Genomic DNA, 12,711 nt, shown 5'->3' on the forward strand with positions numbered 1-12,711 from the left:
GTTCGATGAACAACACCTATAAAAAAGAGACAACACGCAATGACGCCTCGGGTACTGATCGTCGATGACGATCCGATTATTCGCGACTTGCTGCACGCCTACCTGTCCCAGGAAGGCTACGACGTCCACTGTGCCGACACCGCCGAACAGGCCGATGCCTTCCTCGCCAGCCAGGATGTCGATCTGGTGCTGCTCGACATTCGCCTGCCGGGCAAGGACGGTCTGACGCTGACTCGCGAACTGCGGGTGCGCTCGGAAGTCGGCATCATCCTGATCACCGGTCGCAACGACGACATCGACCGTATCGTCGGCCTGGAATGCGGCGCCGACGACTATGTGATCAAACCCCTCAACCCACGCGAGCTGGTCTCGCGCGCCAAGAACCTCATCCGCCGCGTGCGCCACGCTCGTGTCGCCAAGCCTGCGCCGGCCTGCGTGCAGTCGCTCAAGCAGTTTGCCGATTGGGCGCTCGATACCGATCGCCGTCGCCTGATCGACCCGCGCGGCGCCGAAACCCTGCTCACGCACGGCGAGTTCCAACTGCTCAGTGTGTTCCTGCGCAACAGCGGCCATACCCTGACCCGCGACCAATTGATGGACCAGATCCGCAATCGCGAGTGGGTGCCCAACGACCGCTCCATCGACGTGCTGGTCGGCCGTCTGCGGCGCAAGTTGCATGACGATCCGGCCGAGCCGCACCTGATCATCACCATCCACGGCACCGGTTACCTGTTCACCGCCAGCGTGGCGGCCTGACGCCCATGGGCCGCCTGTGCGCCCTGGCCCTGATGCTGGTGAGCCTGCACGGTGTGGCCGGCGAGCGCATCCGCTACTGCGACTACCCGGTGTACCCGCCGATTTCCTGGAGCGATGGCCGCCAGGTCCGAGGCCTGGCACCCACCGTGGTGCGCGAGTTGCTCGGGCGCTTGGGCTACGAGGTCGAGATCGTTGTGCTGGGCAACTGGAAGCGCTGCCTGATGGACGCCGCCGCAGGGCGGGTCGATGTGGTGCTGGCCTACAACAGCGACCAGCGCGACCAGGGCATGCGCTTTTCCACGGTGCCGGTGCTGCGCGAGGAGGTGGCGGTGTTCGTCAATCAGCGCCGGCCGGTGCGCTTCGAGCACCTGGACGACCTGGCCGGCTACCGGGGCGGTCTGCTCTACGGCGAAAGCTATGGGCCTGAGTTCGACCGTTTCGTGGCGCGGCACCAGAACATCGAATGGGTGTCCTCCAGCCAGCAGAACTTCGGCAAGCTGATCCGTGGTCGCATCGACTTCGTGATCCAGGAGCGGCGTACCGGCCAGCTGTTCGTCGAGCACCTGCCTGGGGCCAAGGATATCCACGCCTTACCCACCGCACTGAGCGTGGATTATCTGCGCGTTGCGGTTTCGCGACATTCCCCTTTGAGCCGGCGCATGGATGCCATCGACCAGCAGTTGCGCAAGATGACCGAGGCTGGCGAAATCCAGCGTTGGCTGGAGCAGAGCGAAGTGACTTACCGCGACATGATCAACCTGCCGGTGGACGCCCGATGATCCGCCTGCACACCGACGGCCTGCTGCGCCGCCTGCTGCTGTTCATCTTTCTGTTCAGCCTGTGCTTTACCGTGCTGGCAAGCTCCGTCCAGCTGTACTTCGAGTACCGCCGGGAAATGCGCGACATCGAGGCGCGCATGGCGTTGATCCGCGCCGGCTACCTGGCGAGCCTGGAGCGCAGCCTGTGGGATCTGGACGAGGCGCAACTGGACGTGCAACTGCGTGGGTTGGTGGACTTTTCCGACGTGGCGCGGGTGCGGCTGATCAGCGAAGACTTCAGGCTGCTGCGCGGCGACGCCACGCCCAAGGGGCCGCTGCGCATCGAACGTTTCGCCCTGGATTACCAACCGCCGTCCGGGCCTGCGCGGCACTTGGGCGAGCTGGAGGTCAGCATCGACCTGGGCGCTGTGCATCGGCGATTGTTTGCCACGGGGCTGACCAGCCTGTTGTGGATGGGCGTGTTCCTCTGCGGCCTTGCGGTGGCGCTGTCCGGGCTGTTCTACCGCCTGGTGACGCGCCACCTGCAAGTGATGGCCGAATTCGCACGGCGTATCGGTGCGGGGCAGTGGCAGGAACCGCTGCGCCTGGCCCGGCGCCGCTCGGCCCGTCCGGACGAGATCGACACCGTGGCCCATGCCCTGGATGACATGCGCCGGGCCATCCTGCGGGACATCGAGCGCCGCGAATTGGATCGCCTGGCCTTGCAGGACAAGCGCGACGAGCTACAGGCGATGGTCGAGCGGCGCACCGCGAGCCTGGCCAGGGCCAAGGACGAGGCGGAGGCGGCCAACCTGGCCAAGTCCAGGTTCCTGGCGACCATGAGCCATGAACTGCGCACGCCGCTCAATGGCATCCTGGGCATGGCCGAGCTGCTGCGCGGCGGCAGCCTGGCGCTGCGTGACCGCGAGCGCCTGGAAGCGTTGTACAAGGCCGGCGAGGGATTGCTGGCGATTCTCAACGAAGTGCTCTATTTCGCCCGCCTGGAAGAAGGCGAGAGCCGTCCGGAAATGGTCGACTTCTCCCTGCGCCAGTTGTGCCAGGAAGTCATGACCCTGCTCGAGCCCAGGGCTGTCGACAACGGCAACCGCCTGCACTGCCACATCGACGAACAGCTGGCCGAGTTCCAGCACGGCGCCGAACAGTACCTGCGCCAGGTACTGAGCAACCTGTTGGCCAACGCCATCAAGTTCACCGAACACGGGCAGGTCACGCTGCAGGTGCAGGTGCTGGAGCCGCGGATGGACCTGCAACGGGTGCGGGTGAACGTAAGTGACGATGGCATCGGCATCGCCCCTGCCATGCAGGCGAAGATCTTCGATCGTTTCACCCAGGCCAGCGAAGCCGTGGCCAGGCGCTACGGCGGTACCGGCCTTGGCCTGGCGATCTGCAAGCACCTGGTGGAGAAACTCGGCGGGCGCATCGGCCTGGACAGCGTCGAGGGGCAGGGCAGCTGCTTCTGGTTCGAGCTGGACCTGGCCTGCGGTCGGCAGCCTAAGACCCAGGCGCTGGTACGCCAGGCCCTGTCACCACTGAAAATTCTGGTGGTCGAGGACGTGGCGCTGAACCGAGAAGTCGCCGGGGGGTTGCTCACCCGAGATGGCCACCAAGTCAGTTTCGCCGAGCATGCCCAGCAAGCCCTTCAAGCGTGCGCCGAGTGCCGGTTCGACCTGATCCTGCTGGACGTGCACCTGCCTGGGATGAGCGGGGTGGAATTGTGCCGCCTCATCCGCGCTACGCCAGGGCTCAACCGTGAGACGCGCATTCTGGCTTTGACCGCAGGTGTGCAACCGGCGCAGGTGCCCGGTTACCTGGAGGCTGGGATGCAGGGCGTGCTGGCCAAGCCTTTGAAGCTGGACAGCCTGCGCGAGGCTCTGGTTGACCTGACGCCGGTGGTGGACGCACAAGTGCCCGAGGCGTCGATGGACTGGGCCTTGCTGCAGACCCACCGCGCGTTACTGGGCGAGCAGAAACTGCAAGGTCTGCTCGTGGTTCTGCGCCAGGCGATCGATCAGCACGAGGCGGCGCTGGGGGAGGCGCTGAAGGCAGGTGACTGCACAGAGGTGGTCCACTTGGCCCATCGTCTGGCGGGCAGCTGCGATTCGTTGGGCTTTGCGGGCCTGGCGACGACGTTACGACACCTGGAGAACGTCGGGTTGAAGGGAGATGCTGGGGCATTCGAAGCCTTGAGCGAACCGCTGGCCGAGCAGATCCGCCTGGCCCGCACCACCTTGGAACAGCTGATCCAGGGCTGACGTACAAAAAAGTTACGACTTTTTACATCTTTGATCCGTCCGTACAACGGCACCTTACATCCGTTTCCAATAATCGATGGCAACCGTGCTCCACACGGTCCATGAGGCTTATTGGAGATAAGAATAATGAAATGCCGTAAAGCTCAAGACCTCCTGAATTGTCTTCCCGCCCAGTGCGCCTGCCAGGTCGAGGTGCGCCATGTCTGAATCCACTGACCGCAAAGGCATCCAACTGACCCGTGCGCTCAAGAGCCGGCACATCTTCATGCTGTCGCTGGGCGGGGTGATCGGCACCGGCCTGTTCATGGGCTCGGGGGTCACGATCAACCAGGGCGGCCCGATGGGGGCGATCCTGGCTTATTTGGTCGCGGGCCTTCTGATGTACCTGGTCATGGTCTGCCTGGGCGAGCTGTCGGTGCAGATGCCCGTGTCCGGTTCGTTCCAGGCCCATGCCACCAAGTTCATCGGCCCGGCCACGGGGTTCATGATCGGCTGGGTGTACTGGATGAGCTGGGCCACCACCGTGGGCCTTGAGTTCACCGCCGCCGGCATGCTGATGACCCGTTGGTTCCCCGAGGTGCCGATCTGGTATTGGTCGGCGCTGTTCGTCGCCGTGCTGTTCGGACTCAATGCCCTGGCCACCCGCGCCTTCGGTGAGGCCGAGTATTGGTTCTCGGGCATCAAGGTCGCGACCATCCTGGGCTTTATCGTGATCGGCCTGTTGGTGATCTTCGGCGGCATTCCGCTGAACAATGGGACGCCGGCCCCGATGCTCGACAACCTCATTGGCGATTCGCTGTTCCCCCATGGGCTGTCGGCGGTGTTCGCGGTCATGATGACCGTGGTGTACGCCTTCCAGGGTTGCGAGATCATGGGCGTGGCCGCGGGCGAGACCGAGCATCCGGAAAAGAGCATCCCTCGCGCTGTGCGCAACGTGGTGTTCCGCGTCCTGATCTTCTATGTGCTGGCCATCGCCGTGCTCTCGGCCATCGTGCCGCACGAGCAGGCCGGCCTGATGGAAAGCCCGTTCGTGCAAGTGTTCGACATGGTCGGTATCCCTTACGCGGCGGACCTGATGAACTTTGTGATCCTCACCGCGATCCTGTCGGTGGGTAACTCGGGGCTGTATGCCTCCACGCGTATCCTCTGGGCCATGTCCAAGACCGGCATGGCGCCCAAGAGCCTGTCGCCGCTGAGCAAGCGCGGCGTGCCGCTGCGGGCGCTGAGCATCACCTTGTGCTTCGCTTTGATCTCGCTGATGACCAGTTTCGTCGCCGCCGACACCCTGTTCATGGTGTTGATGGCGGTGAGCGGAATGTCCGGCACCGTGACCTGGATCGTCATTGCCCTGGCTCAGTACCGCTTCCGCAAAGCCTTCCTGCGTGATGGCGGCAAGCTTGAGGAGCTCAAGTACCGCGCGCCGCTGTACCCCCTGGTGCCGCTGCTGTGCATCACCTTGTGCAGTTCGTTGTTCGTGTTCCTGGCCTTGGACGAGACCCAGCGTCCGTCGCTGTACTGGGGCTTTGGCTTCATTGCCGTGTGCTACGCGGCGTACTTCCTGATCAACCGTCGTCGGCAGGGGGCCTTCGAGCCGAGCGCGCCTGGCGTATGACGTGACAGTGGCGGTGCCTATAAGCGGGTAAGCCCGCTCCTGCAGGGTGTTGCACAAGCCCTGTGGGAGCGGGCTTACCCGCGAATGCTTTGGCGCCGTCAGTGCAAAACCGTAGTTGTGCGAAGTTGTAACAGCCGACGCATCAAAGCCTTTTCTGTTGGAGAAATACTCTTATAAAACAATTAGATATAGCGCTTTATTGAGTTGTTACAGTAACTCAGGCCCCGATTGCCGTCTTGTTGAACACTTGTTTAGTATCTCTCCCAAGTCGTCCCCCTCATACCCACCAACAACAATATCGAGGCCTCCCATGACTAGCCCGTCCTCACTGCTGAGCAAGGTCGAAGCCGGCGTTGCCTGGATCACCCTGAACCGCCCCGAGCAACGCAACGCGCTGGACATCCCCAGCCTCAAGCAACTGCACGCACTGCTGGAAGCCTTCAACACCGATCCAGCCGTGCGGGTGGTGGTGCTGACCGGCACTGGGCGCAGCTTCTGCGCAGGCGCGGACCTGGCCGAGTGGGCCGAGGCCGAAGCCCGCGGTGCCCTGGAAAGCTACGGCTGGACCGAGACCGCCCACGCCTTGATGCAGCGTCTGCACAGCCTGGACAAACCCACCATCGCCGCCATCAACGGCACCGCCGTCGGCGCCGGGATGGACCTGAGCCTGTGCTGCGACCTGCGTATCGCCGCCGCCTCGGCGCGCTTCAAGGCCGGTTACACCAGCATGGCCTACAGCCCGGACGCCGGTGCCAGCTGGCACTTGCCACGGCTGATCGGTACCGAGCAGGCCAAGCGTTTGTTGTTCTTGGACGAGCTGTGGGGCGCCGAGCGCGCCCTGGCTGCCGGACTGGTGAGCGAGGTGTGCGCCGATGACCAGTTGCCGACCGTCACTGCCGAACTGGCCGCTCGCCTGGCCAAGGGGCCGACTTTCGCCTACGCCCAGACCAAGCGCCTGATCCGTGACGGAGCCCAGCGCACCTTGAGCGAGCAGCTGGAAGCCGAGCTTGCCGCAGGCCTGCTGTGCGGGCGCAGCCAGGACGGCGCCGAGGCGCTACGGGCTTCGGTCGAACGACGCGCGCCAGAATTCGTTGGTAAATAACCCCTTACACGACCTTCTTCAGGACGATTCCAGATGAATTTCCAACTGACCCAAGAACAAGAAATGTTGGTGGAAGCGGTACGCAGCTTCCTGACCAAAGAGCTGCTGCCCTATGAGGAAGAGGTGGACCGCGCCGATGCGGTGTCGCCGGAGCTGGCGGCGCAGATCCGCGGCAAAGCGATCGCGGCTGGGTTCTATGCCTTCAACATGCCCGAGGAAGTCGGCGGCGGTGGCCTGGATTATCTGTCCCAGGCGCTGATCGAGCGTGAGTTGTCCAAGGTTTCCTGGGCCTTGCACGTGTTCGTGGCGCGCCCCTCAAAGATCCTCATGGCCTGTAAGGACGAGCAGATCAACGACTACCTGCTGCCGTGCGTGCAAGGCGAGAAGATCGATTGCTTCGCCCTCACCGAGCCGGGCGCCGGCTCCGACGCCAATGCCATCAAGACCCGCGCTGTACGCGACGGTGACGATTTCGTCATCAATGGCAGCAAGCACTTCATCAGTCACGCCGGCCACGCCGACTTCGCCATCGTCTTCGCGGTCACCGACACCTACGAACACAACGGCCGCAAGCGCAATGCCGTGACGGCCTTCTTGGTCGACCGCGGTACGCCAGGCATGACCATCCGCCGTGGCCCCAAGTGCGTGAGCAACCGTGGCTACCACACCTACGAGCTGTTCTTCGACGACTGCCGCGTGCCGGCCAGCAAGGTGCTGGGCGAGGTGGACAAAGGCTGGGAGGTGGCCAACGCCTGGCTCACCGCAGGTCGGGTGATGGTGGCCGCCAACTGCGTGGGCCAGGCCCAGCGCGCCCTTGATCTTTCCCTGCAGTGGTCCGCCGACCGCAAGCAGTTCGGCCAGGCCATCGGCAGCTACCAGGGCGTGTCGTTCAAGCTCGCCGACATGGCCACCCAGATCCGCGCCGCGGAACTGCTGACCCTGCACACCGCCTGGAAGATGGACCAAGGCAGCATGACCGACGGCGAGGCCGGCATGGCCAAGCTGTTCGCCAGTGAAGTGCTGGGCAAGGTGGCTGACGAGGCGGTGCAGATCTTCGGTGGCATGGGCCTGATGGACGAGGGACCGGTCGAGCGCATCTGGCGTAACGCGCGGATCGAGCGGATCTGGGAGGGCACATCCGAAATCCAGCGACACATCATTTCCCGCGAACTGCTGCGTCCGCTGCTGCGCTGATCGGCCTGGAGATTGCCCATGTCGCACTCGATTCGTGACAACCTCAAGCGCCTGCTGGCGCCCCGGCACCTGGCCTTCGTCGGCGGGCGCAGCATGGCGCGGGCGCTCAAGCGCTGCGCCGAAGGCGGCTTCGCCGGCCAGATGTGGCTGGTGAACCCACAGCATGAAAGCCTCGATGGCGTACCGTGCGTGCCCAGTGTGGCCGAGTTGCCCTGTGGGCCGGACGCGGTGTTCATCGCCACCAACCGTGACCTGACCTTGCAATGCGTCAAGGACCTGGCCGCGATCGGCGCCGGTGGCGCCATCTGCTACGCCTCAGGCTTTGCCGAGAGCGGCGAGCAAGGGCGCGTGCTGCAACAGCGCCTGCTCGAGGCGGCCGGCTCTATGGCCTTGCTCGGCCCTAACTGCTATGGCCTGCTCGATTACCTGCATGGCGCAGCCCTGTGGCCGGTTGCCCACGGCGGCAAACAGGTGGAGAAGGGCGTGGCGATCCTCACCCAGAGCGGCAATTTCGCCTACAACCTGTCCATGAGCGACCGCTCGCTGCCGGTGGCCTACATGGCCTCGGTGGGCAACCAGGCGCAGTTGGGCGTGGCCGAGCTGATGGACGTGCTACTCGACGACCCTCGCGTTACCGCCATCGGCCTGCACCTGGAAGGCCTGAAGAACGTGCCGGGCTTTGCCCGTGCCGCACACAAGGCGTTGGAGCGGGGCATCCCGATCATCGCTTTGAAGACCGGCGTGTCGCAGATCGGCGCCGAGCTCGCCCTGAGCCACACCAGCTCGCTGTCGGGCTCCGATGCCCTGTACGACAGCCTGTTCCAGCGCTTGGGCGTGATCCGCGTGAGCGGCCCGGTCAGTTTTGCCGAAACCCTCAAGGCGGCCGCCTGCGGCCACTTGCCCCAGGATGGCCGATTGATCGCCCTGGCGTGCTCCGGAGGCGATGCGGGCCTGATCGCCGACTACGCCGAGCGCAACCACCTGGCCTTGCCCAAGCTTGAGCAAATGCAGGTGGATGAGTTGGCCCAGGTGTTGCCGGCCTACGCCAACCTGGTCAACCCACTGGACTTCACCACGGCGATCTGGGGCGATGGCGCGGCGCTCGAGCGCATGCTCGACAGCGCCCTGCAAACCGATGCCGATGCGGCCATGCTGGTGCTGGATTACCCGGCGGAGTTCACCGGCGAGCGCAAGGAGTGCGACCTGCTGCTGGGGCTGTACTGCGATGCCTTGCAGCGCCACGGCAAAATCGGCTTCGTCACCTCGGCCTTCCCTGAGCTGCTGCCGGCCAGCGCCCGCGAACGCCTGCATGCGCGAGGCATCGCCGCATTGCAGGGCGTGGAAGATGGCCTGGCGGCCTGGGGGCGGATCGTTGCCTACCAGCGCAACCGCCAGCGCTTGCTGGAGCTGGGCGAGTCGGCCTTGGTGCCACTGTGCCCGCAGGCCCTGGGTGGCCAGGCGCAACTGCTCGATGAATGGCAATCCAAGCAGGCGCTGCGTGCCTTTGGCCTGCCGGTACCTGGCGGTGTGCTGAGCACGCCCGAGCAGGCACTCAAGGATGCCGCACGCGTCGGCTACCCGCTGGTGCTCAAGGCGGTCAGCGCACAATTGCCGCACAAGACCGAAGCCGGCGCGGTGGCCCTGAACCTGCGCGATGCCGACGCCCTGCAAGCGGCGCTCGAGCAGATGCACGGGCGCATCGCGGCCTACGCCCCTGGCGTGCCGTTCGACCAGGTGTTGCTCGAGCCCATGGCCCAGGCGCCGTTGGCCGAGCTGATCGTCGGCATCAAGCGCGAGAACGATTTTGCCCTGGCCTTGGTGATCGGTGCCGGTGGGGTGCTGGTGGAATTGCTCAAGGACAGCGTCAATCTGCTGCTGCCGACCACCGACGGCGCCATCCGCAACGCCGTGCTGGGCCTGCGCAGCGCCGGTCTGTTGCAAGGTTTCCGTGGCCGCCCGGCCGCCGATCTCGACGCCTTGGTGGCGGCGATCCGCGCGGTGGCCGACTACGCCTGCGAAAACGCCGGCCAGTTGCTGGAGCTCGACGTAAACCCATTGATGGTCGGTGCCCAAGGCACCACCGCGGTCGACGCGCTGATCCGCCTCGGCCAGGCGCAAGGAGAACAACATGCATGAACGTCCTTTGACCGGCGGCCAAGCCCTGGTACGGCTGTTGAGCAACTATGGGGTCGACACGGTGTTCGGTATCCCCGGGGTACACACCCTGGAGCTGTACCGGGGGCTGCCGGGCAGCGGCATCCGCCATGTGCTGACCCGCCATGAACAAGGCGCGGGCTTCATGGCCGACGGCTATGCGCGGGTCAGTGGCAAGCCGGGAGTGTGCTTCGTCATCACCGGCCCTGGTGTGACCAACGCTGCCACCGCCATCGGCCAGGCCTACGCCGATTCCATCCCGATGTTGGTGATTTCCAGCGTCAACCACACCGCAAGCCTGGGCAAAGGCTGGGGCTGTCTGCACGAGACCCAGGACCAGCGCGCCATGACCGCGCCGATCACCGCATTCTCCGCCGTGGCGCTGAGCACCGAGGACCTGCCGGAGCTGATCGCCCGTGCCTGGGCGGTGTTCGACAGCGAGCGTCCGCGTCCGGTGCACATCTCGGTGCCGCTGGATGTGCTGGCCGCGCCGGTCACCCGCGACTGGAGCAATGACGTGGTGCGCCGCCCAGGGCGCGGCCTGCCGGATCGCGACAGTCTGCAGCAGGCTGCCGTCAAGCTGGCCAACGCCAAGCGGCCGATGATCATCGCGGGCGGTGGCGCTTTGCACGCGGCGGCTGAGCTCGCGCAACTGAGTACGCGCCTGGCCGCACCGGTGTTCACCAGTGTCGCCGGCAAGGGCCTGCTAGCCCCGCAGGCGCCGCTCAATGCCGGTGCCAGCCTGTGCGTCGAACCGGGCTGGCAAATGATCGGCGAGGCCGATGTGGTGCTGGCGGTAGGCACCGAGATGGCCGATACCGATTTCTGGCGTGAACGTCTGCCATTGGCCGGCGAACTGCTGCGGGTGGACATCGACCCACGCAAGTTCAACGACTTCTACCCCTGCGCGATTGCCCTGCACGGCGATGCCCGGCAGACCCTGGCCAGCCTGCTGGAGCATCTGCCGCAGGCCACCCGCGATGCCGGTGCCGCCATCGCGGCCGTCAACAACCTGCGCCAGGCGATCCGGGCAGGGCATGCGCCGCTGCAGGCGATTCACCAGGCGATTCTCGACCGCATCGCCGCCGCACTGCCGGAAAACGCCTTCATCAGCACCGACATGACCCAACTCGCCTACACCGGCAACTACGCCTTCACCAGCCGGGCACCGCGCAGCTGGCTGCACCCGACCGGCTACGGCACCCTGGGCTACGGCCTGCCGGCCGGCATCGGCGGTATGTTCGCCACCGAAGACCGCCCGGGCCTGGTGCTGGTGGGTGATGGCGGCTTCCTCTATACCGCCCAGGAATTGGCCACCGCCGTTGAAGAGCTCGACCGCCCGCTGGTGGTGCTGCTGTGGAACAACGACGCCTTGGGGCAGATTCGTGACGACATGCTGGGCCTGGACATCGAACCGATTGGCGTATTGCCACGCAACCCGGACTTCATCGGCCTGGCCCGCGCCTTTGGGTGCGCCGTGCGCCAGCCGCGCAGTCTGGACGAGTTGCAATCGGATCTGGTCGACGGATTTGCCACGCCAGGCGTGACCTTCATCGAACTCAAGCACGCCTGTGCCCGTTGACCGCACCTTCAGGACAACAAATAGAGAACAAGCATGATGCCATTCCGTCGTACCCTTCTTGCCGCCTCCCTGGCCCTGCTGGCCGCCCAGGCCCCGCTGTACGCCGCACCGCCGTTGTCGATGGACAACGGCATCAACGCCCTGACCATCCAGAACAGTAACGCCTGGGTCGAGATCAGCAAGAGCGCCATCGAACACAACATCCGGACCCTGCAGGCAGAACTGAACGGTAAATCCAAGCTGTGCGCGGTGCTCAAGGCTGACGCCTATGGCCACGGTATTGGTCTGGTAATGCCCTCGATCATCGCCTTGGATGTGCCGTGCGTGGCGGTGGCGAGCAACGAGGAAGCCCGTGTGGTCCGTGCCAGCGGCTTCAAAGGGCAACTGGTGCGGGTGCGCCTGGCCAGCGTGAGCGAGGTGGAAGACGCCTTGCAGTACAACATGGACGAGTTGGTCGGCAGCGCCGAGTTCGCCCGCCAGGTGGCGGCGATCGCCCAGCGCCACGGCAAGACCCTGCGTATCCACCTGGCCCTGAACTCCAGCGGGATGAGCCGCAACGGCGTGGAAATGGCCAGTTGGTCGGGCCGTGGTGAAGCACTGGAGATCGCCGAGCAGCCGAACCTGGAACTGGTCGCGCTGATGACCCACTTCGCCGTCGAAGACAAGGACGACGTGCGCAAGGGCCTGGCCGCCTTCAAGGAGCAGAGCGACTGGCTGATCAAGCATGCCAAACTCGACCGCCGCAAGCTGACCCTGCACGCGGCCAACTCCTTCGCCACCCTGGAGGTGCCCGAAGCGCGCCTGGACATGGTACGCACCGGCGGCGCGCTGTTCGGCGACACCGTGCCCAGCCACACCGAGTACCGCCGCGCCATGCAGTTCAAGTCCCGCGTGGCGGCTGTGCACAGTTACCCGGCCGGCAACACCGTCGGCTATGACCGCACCTTCACCCTGAGCCGCGATTCGCGCCTGGCCAACATCACCGTCGGCTACTCCGATGGCTATCGCAGGGTGTTCACCAACAAAGGCCATGTGCTGATCAACGGTCACCGTGTGCCGGTGGTAGGCAAGGTGTCGATGAACACCCTGATGGTGGATGTCACCGATTTCCCTGACGTCAAGAATGGCAACGAGGTGGTGCTGTTCGGCAAGCAGGCGGGCGGTGAAATCACCCAGAGCGAAATGGAAGAAATCAATGACGCGCTGCTGGCCGACCTCTACACGGTCTGGGGTAGTGCCAACCCGAAGATCCTCGTCGACTGACGCCTTCATAGGAGACG

Annotated in this window: 9 protein-coding genes; all 9 read left to right on the top strand. The window is 64.9% G+C overall.

Annotated elements, in window-relative coordinates:
* The first annotated feature begins 39 nt into the window (after nt 1-39).
* The 9 genes from BLS27_RS01985 to alr all read left to right on the top strand — a co-directional run bounded on the left by BLS27_RS01985 (nt 40) and on the right by alr (nt 12,694).
* Nucleotides 40-756, top strand: coding sequence for a response regulator (locus tag BLS27_RS01985; RefSeq protein WP_043210832.1), 717 nt, complete (start codon nt 40-42; stop codon nt 754-756).
* A 5-nt stretch (nt 757-761) separates the two neighbouring features.
* Entirely contained in the window at nt 762-1,535 is a 774-nt protein-coding gene (locus BLS27_RS01990) for a substrate-binding periplasmic protein (RefSeq protein ID WP_090342749.1), read from the top strand.
* The gene (locus BLS27_RS01995) at nt 1,532-3,787 is read left to right on the top strand and encodes an ATP-binding protein (RefSeq protein WP_090342751.1); all 2,256 of its coding nucleotides are present in this window, start codon (nt 1,532-1,534) and stop codon (nt 3,785-3,787) included. Before BLS27_RS01990 ends, BLS27_RS01995 begins: the two co-directional genes overlap by 4 nt.
* A 199-nt stretch (nt 3,788-3,986) precedes the next feature.
* A complete protein-coding gene (locus BLS27_RS02000; RefSeq protein ID WP_090342753.1) occupies nt 3,987-5,399 on the top strand; it encodes an amino acid permease in 1,413 nt (470 codons plus the stop codon).
* A gap of 310 nt (nt 5,400-5,709) precedes the next feature.
* Complete coding sequence (locus tag BLS27_RS02005; RefSeq protein ID WP_090342754.1) at nt 5,710-6,501, top strand: enoyl-CoA hydratase/isomerase family protein; 792 nt, start codon at nt 5,710-5,712, stop codon at nt 6,499-6,501.
* 33 nt (nt 6,502-6,534) lie between these two features.
* Nucleotides 6,535-7,695, top strand: a complete 1,161-nt coding sequence (locus BLS27_RS02010; RefSeq protein WP_090342755.1) for an acyl-CoA dehydrogenase family protein — start codon at nt 6,535-6,537, stop codon at nt 7,693-7,695.
* Nucleotides 7,696-7,713: 18 nt separating this feature from the next.
* Nucleotides 7,714-9,831, top strand: a complete 2,118-nt coding sequence (locus BLS27_RS02015; protein ID WP_043210845.1) for an acetate--CoA ligase family protein — start codon at nt 7,714-7,716, stop codon at nt 9,829-9,831.
* Entirely contained in the window at nt 9,824-11,431 is a 1,608-nt protein-coding gene (locus BLS27_RS02020) for a 5-guanidino-2-oxopentanoate decarboxylase (RefSeq protein ID WP_090342756.1), read from the top strand. Before BLS27_RS02015 ends, BLS27_RS02020 begins: the two co-directional genes overlap by 8 nt.
* Before the next feature lie 36 nt (nt 11,432-11,467).
* Nucleotides 11,468-12,694, top strand: a complete 1,227-nt coding sequence (gene alr / locus BLS27_RS02025) for an alanine racemase (RefSeq protein WP_043210868.1) — start codon at nt 11,468-11,470, stop codon at nt 12,692-12,694.
* Nucleotides 12,695-12,711: the final 17 nt, after the last annotated feature.

This window comes from Pseudomonas guariconensis (genome assembly GCF_900102675.1).
GTDB classification, from domain to species: domain Bacteria; phylum Pseudomonadota; class Gammaproteobacteria; order Pseudomonadales; family Pseudomonadaceae; genus Aquipseudomonas; species Aquipseudomonas guariconensis.